Here is a 15,123-nt window from a genome sequence, read left to right as displayed (position 1 = left end):
AGGTTTATTCATCCTCGAATTTTGGGTTCTGATTACGGAAATGGAAAACAATTTCCCAATCTCCCTTTTTATAGATCGCGAAGTTCAGTCCAAATTGACCCACGGTGCGCCCGCCTCCAAATCCCAATCGAGAATAAGAGAATGACACATGTGCCCCGCCCGCATCTGAAAAGTCTGTGCGGTAAGGCGTCAATGGAATCGGATAAGCCACATCATATTGCACATATTCGGGGGTCATCACTTTATTGAATCCATGAACTAAGAAGTCCCATCTGGTTTCATTGAATTTCACGGGATTGATAAACTTACCGTCAGCACCCATGAACTTGAAACGTAAGCTGTTGCCTTTGCCGCCAGAAAATGGACGGATGTAAACTACCACATCTTTTTGGATGTTATTGTTGACCAAAGGCAATTGGGTCCTTTCGCCAATTACATTGTTTAAGAAACTTGGGATGATATAATCCTGTCTAGTGGTATCCTTAGGCCGTAGTGGATCTGGAGCTTTTCCTCCTGTATAGGGATTGATGTCCGTCGATGGAAAATAAGGGATCTCACGCCAAGGGATAAATTGGAAATCCTTGATGATCTGTGTACCGCCTGAGTTCTGAACCTTCAGGTCAAAGAAACGGATATCTTGTGTTTTCAAGACCGTATCGACAGGTCTTGGTTTGATGATCGCATTTGTTGCCCCTGCCCATAAAATCATTCGGCCATTGCTGTCTACTTCGAATGCTGGTTTTTCAACCAATCTTCTCTTCGCCTCAATTTCAGCTAGGGATTTTTCCTTGCCATCATATTCCTGGATCCATTCATAGGTTTGGACTTTGGTAAATAGGTCTGTCACTGGACGACCGTCTCCATACCTAGCATTGACAATTTCAAACTTCATCGGTAGGGTAGAGTTGTCCTCAGATAGGGAGGTAAAGACATTGTTCCTGCCTAGGGTAGGCTCAATGATCTTGATGATATAATTGATGTTTTCGCTTATAAAATCCCTGTCTTCAGGAAGGTCGTACATTTTCGAACATGCAGTAAATAATCCATAACTCCCTATAAAGAGACAGAGCAATCGGATACTATTTTTGATTTTCATTTTTCTTCAATTAAGGTTAATAGATTATTTAGTTCCTTTATTTACGCTCCAGTCGGCCAATTGGAATAGATCTCCAGAACGAACGCGTTGTACATTTAACCTGTAAAACTTGTATGCTTTGGTGTTATTGATCCAGAAGACCCTTTGTTGGAACCTCGATGTAAATTCTTCGCCTGATTTAGAATCCAGTGTTACCCAGTTTTCTCCATCATCAGATGCTGTCAAGGTCCAGTCAATTGGATCCCTTTCAACCGCATCGTTGGCTGAGGTTAGGGTATAGGAGTTAGCTGCAGTTGCTGTGTTTAGTTCTACTTGCATCCAGTTTCCACCGAAACTACCTAACAGGTACTTGGTTTCTGGGTTGCCATCAAACACATATTTTGATGCTTCAACGGCATTGACACCACCATCGTTCTCGCGTGATACCGAGAATTTACCTCCGACGGTTACAAATAAGTTTGGTGGAGGTGGGATGTAGGTCAATCGGGTCACAAAGTCGTTAAAACCGAAAACATGGTTCGGAGAAACAACGTGGATCATCCCGTTCTTTGCTTCGATGTTGATGGAAGCAGTGGTTGCGGTAATCCAGTTTCTGGTGAACTGACTGTTCTTTGTGTCCGAGTATTCAATGACCTTAGGGCCGCCGCTTTCAAATCCTGATGAGGTCGCTGTGGTTAATTTAGCGTTCATCGTTCTTTTGAATTTGTAGTCATGCAGTTGGATTCCATCTTTCATCATCATGGAATCACTAGGGTAGAAGCCTTTGATCAGGTATTGAGCCATCATGGTATCCAATTGTAGGAGGTCCACATTGGATAAATATTCCAAAGGTTTATCCGATTCTTTGCGGGTATTGTTGAGGTTTTCGATTGCTAATTGAAAGCTCTGGTTGGTTGGTGCAAAGAAGGTGTATTTATCATTAGAAGCGAGCACTGCTTGCATTTTTGTGCGATCCAATACTTTAAGTAGGGAGTCAAAAACGCCGGGCTTACTTTGAAGGTACTCCAAAATAGTACCATCATAAGTCACCTTATTTACCGTCTCGTTGTAATATCCATTGTCTTTGGTGCATCCGCTAACCAAAATCAAGGAGAGTAAACTATAAAATAGATTGTTGACTTTCATGGTTATACGGTTTATTTCCAATATTCATTTTGGGTTAATAATTTGTTCTGGGTCAAGACTTGGGCAGAGATCGGCCAATATTGTCCTTTGGAACGGATCAGATTGCTCAGATCTGAATTGTCATTCTTGATCTTGTACTGTCTGACCATATCGTACCAACGATGCCCTTCACCCATCAGCTCCCGGTTTCTTTCTTGGAAGATCGCATCGATCAAGTCTCCATTTTTCGCTGCTGAATAGTTCGTAAGCCCTCTTCTTTCGCGGATGGTATTCAATAGGTCGATTGCTCCTGCTTGCTCACCAATTACCGCCAATGATTCTGCACGCAATAGGTACATGTCTTCAAGACGGGTGATAATGGTGGCACTGGAATAGAACCTGAACGTTGGGTCTGTTACTCCACCCATGATACATTTCACTTTGCTGAAGATAGGATACTGTCCATTGAAGTTTTTGAAATAAACCTCGGTTACAGGATTTCCTAGGGTATCAGCAGAGAAGCGTTCATCGGTAGATTCATTGAAGATGGAAAGGATCTTGTCTTTGGACATGTACATATCCGGGATACTTTTGTTTACCACGGGCGATGCCAAGGTTAACTCTTCAATGTGCCCTGTAAAGGAACCTTCCACATGGTTGTAGATATGTCCGAAACCTAATAACTGATTCCGGTTTTTATCGTAGAAGAATCCATTTGGATCTGTTAGGTTATTGGTAGGGAGTAAAGTCAAGCTACCTTTCTGTTGATTGTCGATAACAAATTTAGCGTATGCTGCAGCATCAGGGTAATTACTCTGCCAGGCTGCAACATGGGCTAAAATGGCATAAGCTGTAGTTTTACGAGCTAAGGCGCCGTCCCATCTGCTGTTGGATTCGTTGTAGTAATTTCCTTGTTGCTGCGGGTCATTGGAGCTAAAAAGGAACGGAAGATCATCTGCTGCCTTTTGCAATTCCTGTTCTACAAAGGCCAATATCTTGCTCTGATCTTCGCGAGGTTGATCATCAAAAGTACCTTCTTTAGAAGAGACGATCAATGGAACGTCTCCCCAAATGCGTACCATATAGAAATAGGCAAAGGCACGTAGGAAACGGGCTTGCGCGATATCCACCACCATATTGTTGTTGGTATAGCGTTGGTCATTGTCCTTTACCTCCTGGATACGTTCTAGGAAGATATTGGCAGCATTCACTACTGCGTACCAACGTCTCCAGCTCTTTAGGTCGTTCATTACGCCGAAGGAAGCATTCAGGTCGTTTTTGGCGATAGCTTTCAAGTCTTGGCGGATAGGCACGGAGAACTCTCCGGAACGTACATCGCCATAGATCCAATGTGCATTGTTATCATTCAGTGCGGATTTGGTCAATCCGTAAACTCCCATTAAGGCCGCTCTGGAATCCTCCATGCTAAGCCACATATTTTCTTCTGAAACCAATCGAGTGGAATTGATGTCCAGCATTTTCTTGCAGGACACGAAAACTTGGCTCAATACGATTAAAATGATTAATATTCTTTTCATGATCGGTTACAGTTTAAGTTTGAATCCTAAGGCAAATGTTCTTGGAATCGGAAGGGAATAACCTTGGTCGTAACCCATGTAATTCACCAGTTCTGGATCCCTTCCAGAATATTTGCTGACAGTAAATAAATTGTTGGCAGATAAATAGACATATAGATCTCCCTTTTGGCCTAAACGGTTTCCAACGATATCCCTGAAATTATAGCCTAAGGTTACTGTTCTAAGTTTCAAGAAAGAACCATCCTCAAGGAATAGGGATTGATTGGTTTGGAATGGCGCAACGGATGACCAAGGGTTGTAAAGTGGATATTGATCATAATCCCCTCTTTTCTCCCAGTAGGTGATCTCTTTGATGGAATTTATGCTGCTGGCATTCTCATTTTCAATAAAGTTGAAACGGTTTGACATCTCTTGGTTGACAATCTTTCTTCCAAGGTTGAAGTAGAAGTTCAGGTTCAAGTCAAAGTTTTTGTAAGCAACCATATTGTTCCATGAACCGCTAAGCTTAGGGATGATGTTGCCTTGTAGGACTTTATCCTCTTTGCTGATCTGGTTATCCCCATTGGTATCAGACCAGATTGGATCACCAGCTTTCAAGATGATACCATTGTAGGTCATTCGTTGACCCCCTGATTGCGGAACTTCTTGGTCTGTTTGGTACATTCCGTTGTTTTCATATAACCAGAAGGCATCGATTCTCTCACCAACTTTCAATAATCGGTCGTTCACTTCGATTTCATCCAGGTTATTTGGCAATGCCAATAGCTTATTTGTGTTTACGCCTAATACTAACCCGGTGTTCCAGGTGATCTTGTCATTTTGTACTACATTTCCTGAAGCAGTAAGGTCGATACCCATATTGCGGACATCCATTCCAGCTTCATATTGATAGTCATAACCGAAGTCTTTCTTACCTGGCAACATGATCAACTGATCTTTGCTATCGCGAACGTAAGCATCAAGGGAAACTTGGATATCGCGGTTCTTGAAACCTAGGTCAAAACCTAAGTTCAGGTTATCCGAATAGCTCCAAGGAAGGTCATATCCCACCCAGCCTATATTATATGGACGAACCAATGCCGCAAAACCATTGTATCCCGGAACGATTGCATTACCGGTATAGCCAATTTCTGAAGTATAGCTAGGTCCTTGTCCGTAATTATCATACAGATTATAGTGACCCATCCTGCCTACGCTGGCTCTGATATTAAATAGGCTAACGGATTCGTTGTCCTTCATGAAGTCATTCTTCGCATTCCATCCTAAGGCTAGGATAGGAGAGAAGAACCATCTTGTAGTCGGTTGTGCATTTGATGATGCATCGTAACGAAGTGTCAATGCAGCGGTATAGGATTCATTATAGGTATAAGATGCTTTACCGTATAGATTGACCATGTTGTGTTTGGTTCTGTCCAAGAACTTATAGACCAATTGTCTAGGGAAAGCAGTAGGATTTAGATAGTTCCCGTTGTTTGGGTCAGACTCCAATAGGTTAAGTTTGATGAAGTCATTGACACCTTTGTATGCATAGGCATAGTTGTATTTATAGGTATCCCACATCAAGGTGTTCCCAGCTTCGAAATAGAAATAGTTTGCATCGTTTTCTATATCGTAAGAAACTTGGTTATCCACCAATAAGCGTTGGTTGTAACCATAGTAGTTAGAAGCGAAATTACTTTTCTCTAAGATGGTGCTTGGGTAGAAAAGGTCGCGGTAGCCTTCGTTATAATCAACGGCGAACTTGCTACGGATCTTTAAAGCTCCAACATTTACCTGTAAACGGAAGAATCCTTCCAGGATATTGCTGAAGTTATTGTCAAAGCTCTTGTCGAATTCCTTTAGATAGGAATCATAAACTTCCTTGTTAGGAGCAAGTGGAGCACCTAGGTCAGGAAGATAACCCATCATGGCAAATCTGTTGCGCAAGTTTCTGTTGCGGTCCCTGTTCAATCGCGAAGCATTGAAAAGGGTTTCAAAGTTTAGCCATTTGAAAGGTCTCAGGTTCAAGAAGAAACGAGCATTGTACTTGTCAAATTTAGTGTCATCCGCTACTCCTGAGGTTTTTACATTTCCCAGAGAGAACTGGAAGGTAGCACGAGGCTGACCACCCGAGATATTGGCATTGACACCATGGTTGAGTCCATTGGAATAATAGCTATCAGACCAGTTTGATGGTCCATAGTAATCGTTATTTAAGGAGTCACTTAAATAGATTGGATAGACATCGTCCTGGTTGTATTTACCATTGGTGGTGTAGAGGTCATAAAATTGCTTCCTAAATGAATTTTCATAGGCACCGTTTATGGTAGTGACGCGAGGGCGTTGAGACATTCCGATATAACTGTTTACCGTTATTCTTTTGTCGCCATCACCTTCAGTCTTCCTCGACGTGATCTCAATGACTCCGTTAGCCCCAAGCGGACCATAGGTTGCAACTGCCGAAAGGTCTTTTAATACCTTGATGCTTTGGATGTTGTCGAAATCAATGTTGCCCAGGAGGTTGTTTTCGGTTCCGATACGTTCGATGTCATAGTTTTGCACATCAAACGCAAAAGGATGTTCTCCGATTAAGGGAACACCATCTAGAACGACCAAGGGTTGGGTATTGTAAATATCCCTATTGCTCAGGATAGGTTTACTGATACCGCGCACGAACATCTGGATATTACTTCCAGGCTCACCGCTTGATTCAGAAACATAGACGCCTGGTAATTCACCTTTGATATACTGCTGCAAACTATTGGCAGTAATCAGCGAATTGGCTTTCATGTTCCGAAGGTTGTTGAACTTAGGTAGGTCCAGTTCATAAAGTGGCTTTAACTCCGCCAAGGTATCGACTGTAGGAATAGAGTCCGTTTCGGTTGTGTCCTGCAGGGATAGGTTGGCAAAATCAACGTTATGACTATGCGCATGCCCCACGGACATAGACATAAAAATCAATAACGATTTAAACTTCCATAATACACTCATATTTGTAGTGCTGTTTATAGGTTAGTAAAATAGTAGATACTAGTAGGTTTCGGATAGCAAATCCAGAAGGGAGCTATTCGGTCAGTAAAAGGGAAATAGAAGGCTTTGCTTTAAATCCGTTAACTGCTCATAAAGTTTAAATGCAATTTTTTTTGGTTCATAATTTAAAGTTTTTGGGTAATAGGATTCCAGTACAGCAATGGTTAATTGTGTTTAGTTTGGGTAAAAATTAAACAAGATTTCCTTTAATTAGCCGGAAAATAAATTGCAGGTTGTTGTAGGTAAAAATAAGTTCATAAAGTGACTGTTAGTATTAGTTTTGTTAATGGTTAAGACTAATTTATAAATTAAAAACGTTTTAGCAAATTTTTTTTAAAAAAATAAAGATTCCTGTCCAAATCTGCTTTAACGTTAAAGTGGATTTTGATCTATTGTAACATAGAAAAGTTAAACTAAACTTTGGTCTTATTTATTCAACTGCCAAGAAAGAATTCTGTTTATCTTGTTGCCTTGATTCATTTGTGTCACTTTTACCCCCTCTGTTTTGTGATATTCGAGGATAGCTTTTAACGGCTTCAGGTTGTCTTTATCTGAAACCAGAACCGAACATATACCAATTTGATCTCTTAGGTCAAAGCTTTCATAGATCATGTTGCTAATGAACTTCTTTTCACCACCTGGGAACCAAAGCTCATTCGAAAGACCTTGGAAATTGGTTTTCGTGCTTTCAGCTTCCTGATGGAGCTTCTGGTTTTTCTTCAGAACCGTTTGCCTATAGTCTTCACGCGATTTGTAGAATGGGGGATTACAAAGTACTGCGTCGAAATATTCATTGGGTTGAATAATTCCTTTGAGGATATGGTCACTGTTTTCTTGCTGTCTTATCTTGATTCCTTTTTTTAGATAAGGATTGTCATTCAGGATCTTGTGGGCATGCTGTATGGAAGGGATATGGGTATCGGATGCCACAAAATTCCAATGGTATTCCAAGAAGCCAAGAATAGGATAAATAAGACTAGAGCCAGTGCCAATATCCAGGACATTGACTTTCTTAGGGTTTTTAGGCTGGATGAGGTCAGCTAAATAATGGATATAATTCAATCTACCCGGAATGGAAGGGCAGAGGCTACCGTTCAATAGGTCCCAGTTGTTGATCTTGTATTCCGATTCCAATAAAGCTTTGTTCAAAAGGAAAACAGATTCAGGATCTCTGAAGTCTAGGGATTGACGGCCATCAGGAAGTACAACGATGTGTTTCTTCAATTGGTGAACATGTTTGATCAGTTTCTTGAAGTCATAATCCTGATTGAACTTATTGCGCGGGTGTAGATTTTTTGAGTTTTTTTCCATTATTTTTACTGTGCACAAAGATATCTATTAATTAAGATAATATGATCGAATCCAATATATTATTGGTCATGATTCTCTTTTTTTTCATGTCCATGTTATTTGTAGTTTCTCAGCGGTTCAAGATATCCTATCCTATCTTGTTGGTAATTGGTGGATTAGCGATTTCCCTGATTCCAGGATTACCCGAGTTCAGTATAAACCCCGATGTGGTGTTTTTGGTTTTCCTGCCGCCTCTATTATTTGAAGCAGCATGGTATACCTCATGGAATAGTTTCTGGAGCAACCGCAGGTCTATCCTGACCATGGGCTTCGGACTTGTCTTTGTTACTTCCATAGCTGTTGCATATTTATCTGTCAATTTAATTCCGGGATTTACGCTTGCATTAGGATTCCTATTGGGCGGTATTATTTCTCCTCCCGATGCTGTTGCGGCAACTTCTGTCCTCAAGGGAGTGAGCATGCCTAAGCGTGGGGTCACTTTGTTGGAGGGGGAGAGCTTGGTCAATGATGCAGCTTCCCTAACGGTATTCCGGATGGCTTTGGCGGTCATTATGACCGGTGCATTTACCATGCAGGAAGCAGTGGTTGGATTTTTTTTACTCGCCGTTATGGGCGTGTGCGTGGGACTGGTCATCGCCAATATCCTATTCTATTTCTTGAAATACATTGCCAAAGCATCCAGCATAACTACTCCGATCACCCTGATCGCGCCCTACATAATGTACATCGTTGCGGAGCACTTCGAATGGTCGGGTGTATTGGCCGTGGTTTCCGGTGGATTGTTCCTTTCCTATCGATCCAAAGACTACATGGATTATAATACCCGGATTCAGACGCGTGAGGTCTGGGAAACCGTCGGATTCCTATTGAATGGTTTTGTGTTTATATTGATCGGTTTGGAACTTCCCATTATCATTGATGGTATAGAAAGCGTATCCACGTCCTGGGCGATTGAAATTGCACTGATCATCACTTTGGTGATCATTGTAATCCGTATAGCATTTATTTACATCGTCAATTATGTTCCCAGGATATTTCCTAAGGTCCGTAAGAAAGAACCATCACCAGGATGGAAGATGCCATTGATCTTAGGTTGGGCTGGAATGCGCGGTGTGGTATCCTTAGCCTCTGCCTTGGCGATTCCGATCTATGCTTCCAGTGGCCAGCATTTCCCGCACCGTAACCTGATCCTATTCATCACCTTCGTGGTCATTTTGATAACCTTGGTCGTGCAAGGTTTGAGTCTGCCATGGCTGATCAAGTTGGTCAACCTCGATGGCAAGTCATCAGAGATCCCAGAAGAGGCACAGATAGAAGCTATCAGATATCGATTAGTGAAGGAAGAAATGGAATTGCTGAAAACTAAGTATGCTACAGAGCTCGAAGAAAGCAATACCGTCAAAGCTATTAATCTATCCTTAAAACGAAGCTTGGAATCTACCGCCACCAACTTAAGTAGCGAGTCGAAGATCAAGATTGCGAATGAAAGGGGGCTGTATAAGCAGGTGATGCAGGATCTGATCAATGTGAGGAGGGATGTAATCTATACCTTGGTCAGCGAAAAGAATTATGACGAATCTATATTGAAGTCCTTGGAACATAATCTCGATTTAGAGGAATCCAGGTTGAATAGGAGATAAAAGAAGAAAAGGATTTTTACCCTGTTGGATAGAATTTCCTTTTTATCCATCGTCTACTTTATGCAATCCTGTTTACTTTTTCATCATATCAATACAAAAGGTAAGGATTATGAAAAGGTTCGGGATTTATACATTGCTAATCATATTGATGGTGGCATGTAGGCAGAAAAAGGAAACAAATAATATCTCAGGGAAAGAGTTCTTAGAAAGCGTATTTCCGACTTATTCCCCAATTGGAGCTGAATTCTCCAAGGTTGTGGATGCGGTGGTTGAATTTGATACAGCAAGGTATGTTCTTGATAAAAATTTAGATCTTAAATTCTACGATCCTAAGTTTGGGAGAGGATACTACAATTCCAGCTTAGGCAGCGAATTTGATATGAAGTCTCAGCTATCTGTTCTTGAGTTGGCATCCGAGAAACTATCCAGTGACATAAAAGATTTCAATGCCTATCAAACCCAATTATTGGATACTGAAGATTACCCCAACTATACCAAGTTGTCCAAAATCTTGAAACCAATACAGAACGGCAAACATAACAATTTGGCATACCTCATTGAATTCTATTCTTTCGAAAAGCCACTGTTCACTGCTGATAAGAAAAAAGCTTTGATCCACACCTATTACCACTGTGGAATAATGTGCGGGCATGGTTTTGTATACTTTCTCGAATTGATTGATGGAAAATGGAAAGTTATAGGCTATGACTACTCTTATGATACATAAGGGTAGTTATTTGCACTATTTTTTTGGATTATGGATGTTGAAAAACTCTTTTGTAGCATTAGCTTTATCCAGATCATAGAAGTATCCTTGGACCTTTGAAACAGCTTGAGCCATTCTATCAAAGATATCGATCAATTTGCCGCAGGCTATCCAGTTTTCTTCCATATCCGCCCCGGCAAAAGTTGCTCCCAATTCTTCCCATTCCGCTGTGTTTAGGTATTTCTTGAACAGTCGACCATACTTATTCGTTGTCACGTCCCATTGATTTCTACTACCAATATACCATTCGATCATAGGAATAAAATATTCAACCCGAATGATCTTTTCAACCATAAATTTGAGGTAGAACAGGTCCCCACGGACCAGACATTTCGGAAGATAGGTCACATCCCAAAAGAAATCCGCAACGATCTTTTGGAATTCTTCTTCAGTAGGTTCTTTGATAATACTGACCTCATAGTTCGGATGCTGTAAACCTTTGCAAAGACCTTCCTTATCGATCAAGATTTCATAACCGATATCCCAATCCTCAGGAAGTTCATCAGCCAATACTTCAGCTTTAAATTGCTCCACGCTATAGATCTTGAAATCAACTTTTACCCCATCCCAATATTGCACCATCTTCATGGCATGCTTCCCGTCAAAGGCTTCAATTCCTTCCTCGTAAACATTCAGGGGATCTCCAAAAAGATCAATCCAATCCTTAGATTCTAGATAGGGTGTAGGATCAAGGAAAACAAGCTCGATGTCCAAATCAGAGAAATCATCTACTGGAGCCAAGGGGTTGACCAAGGAGCTCGTCAGCAATGCTGCTCGAATGTCTTCATTGCTTCTGGTCCAAGCCTTGATTGCTGCTAATTTTTCATCTCTTGCTTTCATGGGCATTTCCTCAGATTTTAAGTTAACAAAAAAATCCCAATGCTGAAGGCATGGGGATTTTTCTTAACTATTACGTTATTCCAACTTATTTGCTTTGGTTGTCAATCCATTTACGGGCATTAACGAAAGCCTCTAACCAAGGAGAAACCTCGTCTTTGCGACCATCAGGATAATTTGCCCAGTTCCATTGGAAAACTGAACGCTCGATGTGTGGCATGGTTACCAAGTGGCGACCAGTTTTGTCACTCATCATTGCCGTATTGAAATCCGATCCGTTTGGATTGTGTGGATATTGATCGTAAGCATATTTCGCTACGATGTTATATTGATCCTCTTGGTTTGGCAAATTGAATTTTCCTTCACCATGAGAGATCCAAACACCTAATGTTGAGCCCGCAAGGGTAGACAACATGACCGAGTTGTTTTCCTGTATCTTCACCGACACAAAGTTTGATTCGTGTTTTTGGGAAGTGTTATGCAGCATCTTACCGTGAACCTCATGCTCTGGGTTGATCAATTCCAACTCCATGAACAACTGACATCCATTACAGATACCCACAGAAAGGGTGTCAGGACGAGCAAAGAAGTTTTCAAGAGCAGTCTTAGCCTTTTCATTGTAAAGGAAAGCACCTGCCCAACCTTTTGCCGAACCCAAAACGTCAGAGTTCGAGAAACCACCCACAGCACCGATGAACTGGATATCTTCCAATGTTTCGCGACCTGAGATCAAGTCCGTCATGTGAACATCCTTCACATCAAATCCTGCAAGGAACATTGCATTCGCCATCTCCCTTTCCGAGTTTGATCCTTTTTCACGGATGATCGCCGCCTTAGGACGAGCTTTGCTTCCGTCAATCACTGGTTTTTTACCGTCAAACTGAGCAGGGAAGCTATATCTCAAAGGCTGATTTTTAAAGTTCTTGAAACGTGCGTCAGCAGTTCCGTTTTTCGATTGCTTTTGATCCAATAAGTATGAAGTCTTGAACCAAGTATCTCTGGTTTCAGCCACATCAAAGCTGAATGAATCCGCATTGTTTTTGATGCTCACGGAAGTACCGTTGATCGCCTTACCGATTTTGAAAGCTTCAACACCCGCTTCAGCCAATGCTTTTTCAAATGCCGCATCTTCTTTCGCCTGTAGTACCAGACCGATGTTTTCATTGAACAATGCTTTTACACTGTCCGATTCGTTCAAGGCAGATAGATCGTATTCAGCAGCTAAATCCACATCTGCAAAACATAGTTCCAATAAAGAAGTAATTAAACCACCAGAACCGATGTCATGACCTGCAGCAACCTGACCTTTGTTGATCAATTCCTGAACCGCATTAAATGCTTTCTTGAAGTACTGTGCATCCTGAATGGTCGGAACATCCGAACCAATTTTGTTCAATACCTGAGCGAATGTAGAGCCTCCAAGTTTGAAGCTATCCTGAGAAAGGTTGATATAATAGATAGAACCAGCGTTTTTCTTCAATACAGGCTCCACTACTTTGTTGATGTCGGTACAGTTACCACCAGCAGAAATAATAACCGTTCCAGGAGCGATTACGTGCTCACCATTCGGATATTTCTGTTTCATGGAAAGTGAATCCTTTCCGGTAGGGATATTGATACCTAATTCGATTGCAAAGTCAGAACATCCCTGTACCGCTTGGTACAATCTTGCATCTTCACCTTCGTTATTACAAGCCCACATCCAGTTTGCCGAAAGGGAAACACCATTCAGGCCATTATAGATAGGAGCGAAAACCAAGTTAGAAAGCGCTTCACCGATAGCATTTCTCGATCCAGCAACTGGATCAACCAAAGCTACCAAAGGTGCATGTCCAACTGTCGTAGCGATACCCTCTTTAGATTTGTAATCCAAGGCCATCACCCCAACGTTGTTCAATGGCAATTGCAAAGGTCCGGCACATTGCTGTTTCGCAACACGGCCACCCACACAACGGTCCACCTTATTGGTCAACCAATCTTTAGCAGCAACTGCTTCCAATTGAAGGACTTGGTTTAGGTAATTAGGAACCTCGTTTACAGTATACTCTAGGTCAGCATAATTGCGCTGTACCTTTTTATCGTTCATGATTGTTTTTGGCGAAGAACCAAAGAAATCCTCTAGGGCATAATCCATAGGTTTCTCACCAGTTTTCTTTGATTCGAAAGTGAAGCGATGATCAGCAGTCACATCACCAACAGTGTACATTGGCGAGCGCTCGCGGTCAGCAACCGTCTTCAATTTCTCGATATCCTCATCTGCAATCACCAAGCCCATACGTTCTTGAGATTCATTACCGATGATTTCTTTGGCTGAAAGGGTAGGGTCTCCAACCGGAAGTTTATCCAAGTCGATCAGACCACCAGAATTTTCCACCAATTCAGAAAGACAGTTCAAGTGTCCACCGGCACCATGGTCATGGATGGAAACGATAGGATTTACATCACTTTCCACAAAAGCACGGATGGCATTGGCAGCACGCTTTTGCATCTCTGGATTAGAACGTTGGATGGCGTTCAATTCAATACCTGAACCGAATGCACCTGTATCCGCTGAGGATACCGCTGCACCACCCATACCGATGCGGTAGTTTTCACCACCTAGGATCACAATCTTATCTCCAGCTTGTGGCTCATGTTTCTTGGCCTGGTTCAACTTGCCATAACCGATACCACCAGCTTGCATGATAACTTTATCATACCCCAACTTACGACCATCCTCTTCATGTTCAAAAGTAAGGACAGAACCCGTGATCAATGGTTGGCCGAATTTATTTCCAAAATCAGAAGCACCATTGGATGCCTTGATCAAGATGTCCATTGGCGTTTGGTACAACCATTTTCTTTCTTCCATTGCTTTTTCCCATGTGCGATCATTCAACAAACGTGAATAGGCTGTCATGTAGATTGCCGTTCCAGCAAGCGGAAGTGCACCTTGACCGCCAGCTAGACGGTCACGGATCTCACCACCCGAACCTGTTGCGGCTCCTGCGAATGGCTCAACCGTAGTTGGGAAGTTATGGGTTTCAGCTTTCAATGAAATAACCGAATCGAAATCCTTCTCTTCATAGAAATCTGGTTTGTCTGCTGTTTTAGGAGCAAACTGCGTTACTTTAGGACCTTTGATAAAGGCTACATTATCTTTATAGGCAGAAACAATCTCATTCGGATTGGTCTCTGAAGTTTTCTTGATTAATTTAAATAGGGATGTAGGCTGTTCCTCACCATCGATCACGAAAGTACCATTGAAGATCTTGTGACGACAGTGTTCAGAGTTCGCTTGCGAGAAAGCGAAAACCTCAGAATCCGTCAGCTTACGGCCAATCTTCTCAGTTAGCTTGTTTAGATATTCTACCTCTTCAGGGCTCAATGCCAAGCCTTCCGACTGGTTGTAAGCCTCGATGTCATCGATATCCAAAATTGGTTCAGGGCTGATGTTGATGGTAAACATATCCTGAGTCAAGGCACTGAACTTTTGGGAAATCATCGGATCGAAATCCTTGAAATCTTCCGTAACCTTTTGAAACTCTTCGATACGAATAATCCCGCTGATTCCCATGTTCTGGGTAATCTCTACGGCGTTGGTGCTCCAAGGAGTTACCATAGCGGCTCTCGGACCTACATAGTAGTCGTTAAGCGTTTGTTCGTCGAGTTTTTTAGAGTTGCCGAAAAGCCAGTTTAGTTTGGAGATATCTTCAGTAGATAAATCATTTTGGGTTTGAACAGCATAAACTGTGTTCAATGGGTTCACGAAGAAATGAATCATTATTAAAGTGAATTTGAACGTCCTTCAATTATTCTGCAAAGTTACGTAATATTTTAAGA

At 41.8% G+C, this 15,123-nt stretch carries 9 protein-coding genes; 2 read left to right on the top strand and 7 right to left on the bottom strand.

Annotated features, from left to right (window positions below):
• Window positions 1-4 precede the first annotated feature (4 nt).
• The 5 genes from NMK93_RS14020 to rlmF form a co-directional block, all read right to left on the bottom strand.
• Window positions 5-1,096, bottom strand: a complete 1,092-nt coding sequence (locus NMK93_RS14020; RefSeq protein ID WP_185217547.1) for a DUF5007 domain-containing protein — start codon at window positions 1,094-1,096, stop codon at window positions 5-7.
• A gap of 24 nt (window positions 1,097-1,120) precedes the next feature.
• Window positions 1,121-2,221, bottom strand: coding sequence for a fasciclin domain-containing protein (locus NMK93_RS14015; protein WP_185214217.1), 1,101 nt, complete (start codon window positions 2,219-2,221; stop codon window positions 1,121-1,123).
• Window positions 2,222-2,232: 11 nt separating this feature from the next.
• On the bottom strand, window positions 2,233-3,738 hold the full coding sequence (locus NMK93_RS14010) for a RagB/SusD family nutrient uptake outer membrane protein (protein WP_254527974.1): 1,506 nt from the start codon (window positions 3,736-3,738) through the stop codon (window positions 2,233-2,235).
• Between the two features lie 6 nt (window positions 3,739-3,744).
• Complete coding sequence (locus NMK93_RS14005; protein WP_254527972.1) at window positions 3,745-6,708, bottom strand: SusC/RagA family TonB-linked outer membrane protein; 2,964 nt, start codon at window positions 6,706-6,708, stop codon at window positions 3,745-3,747.
• Window positions 6,709-7,173: 465 nt separating this feature from the next.
• Window positions 7,174-8,058 (bottom strand): 23S rRNA (adenine(1618)-N(6))-methyltransferase RlmF, encoded by an 885-nt coding sequence (rlmF, locus tag NMK93_RS14000; protein WP_254527964.1) that lies wholly within the window; start codon window positions 8,056-8,058, stop codon window positions 7,174-7,176.
• Between the two features lie 41 nt (window positions 8,059-8,099).
• Between rlmF and NMK93_RS13995 the strand changes: the two genes are divergently transcribed.
• Together NMK93_RS13995 and NMK93_RS13990 are read left to right on the top strand one after the other, a co-directional pair.
• Window positions 8,100-9,698 (top strand): Na+/H+ antiporter, encoded by a 1,599-nt coding sequence (locus tag NMK93_RS13995; RefSeq protein ID WP_254527961.1) that lies wholly within the window; start codon window positions 8,100-8,102, stop codon window positions 9,696-9,698.
• Between the two features lie 109 nt (window positions 9,699-9,807).
• Window positions 9,808-10,425, top strand: a complete 618-nt coding sequence (locus NMK93_RS13990) for a hypothetical protein (protein ID WP_254527959.1) — start codon at window positions 9,808-9,810, stop codon at window positions 10,423-10,425.
• Window positions 10,426-10,440: 15 nt separating this feature from the next.
• On the opposite strand, the gene NMK93_RS13985 is transcribed toward NMK93_RS13990, so the two are convergent.
• Both NMK93_RS13985 and purL read right to left on the bottom strand, forming a co-directional pair.
• On the bottom strand, window positions 10,441-11,304 hold the full coding sequence (locus NMK93_RS13985) for an aminoglycoside 6-adenylyltransferase (protein ID WP_254527957.1): 864 nt from the start codon (window positions 11,302-11,304) through the stop codon (window positions 10,441-10,443).
• Window positions 11,305-11,389: 85 nt separating this feature from the next.
• Window positions 11,390-15,064, bottom strand: a complete 3,675-nt coding sequence (purL, locus tag NMK93_RS13980) for a phosphoribosylformylglycinamidine synthase (protein ID WP_254527955.1) — start codon at window positions 15,062-15,064, stop codon at window positions 11,390-11,392.
• Window positions 15,065-15,123: the final 59 nt, after the last annotated feature.

This window comes from Sphingobacterium sp. LZ7M1 (assembly GCF_024296865.1).
In the GTDB taxonomy this organism is placed as follows: domain Bacteria; phylum Bacteroidota; class Bacteroidia; order Sphingobacteriales; family Sphingobacteriaceae; genus Sphingobacterium.
This window is presented reverse-complemented; position numbering and strand designations above follow the sequence as displayed.

What these genes read in the sequence shown, in the direction of transcription:
- NMK93_RS14020 (WP_185217547.1), bottom strand. Translation starts at nt 1,096, where the DNA reads ATGAAAATCAAAAATAGTATCCGATTGCTCTGTCTCTTTATAGGGAGT.
- NMK93_RS14015 (WP_185214217.1), bottom strand. Translation starts at nt 2,221, where the DNA reads ATGAAAGTCAACAATCTATTTTATAGTTTACTCTCCTTGATTTTGGTT.
- NMK93_RS14010 (WP_254527974.1), bottom strand. Translation starts at nt 3,738, where the DNA reads ATGAAAAGAATATTAATCATTTTAATCGTATTGAGCCAAGTTTTCGTG.
- NMK93_RS14005 (WP_254527972.1), bottom strand. Translation starts at nt 6,708, where the DNA reads ATGAGTGTATTATGGAAGTTTAAATCGTTATTGATTTTTATGTCTATG.
- rlmF (WP_254527964.1), bottom strand. Translation starts at nt 8,058, where the DNA reads ATGGAAAAAAACTCAAAAAATCTACACCCGCGCAATAAGTTCAATCAG.
- NMK93_RS13995 (WP_254527961.1), top strand. Translation starts at nt 8,100, where the DNA reads ATGATCGAATCCAATATATTATTGGTCATGATTCTCTTTTTTTTCATG.
- NMK93_RS13990 (WP_254527959.1), top strand. Translation starts at nt 9,808, where the DNA reads ATGAAAAGGTTCGGGATTTATACATTGCTAATCATATTGATGGTGGCA.
- NMK93_RS13985 (WP_254527957.1), bottom strand. Translation starts at nt 11,304, where the DNA reads ATGAAAGCAAGAGATGAAAAATTAGCAGCAATCAAGGCTTGGACCAGA.
- purL (WP_254527955.1), bottom strand. Translation starts at nt 15,064, where the DNA reads ATGATTCATTTCTTCGTGAACCCATTGAACACAGTTTATGCTGTTCAA.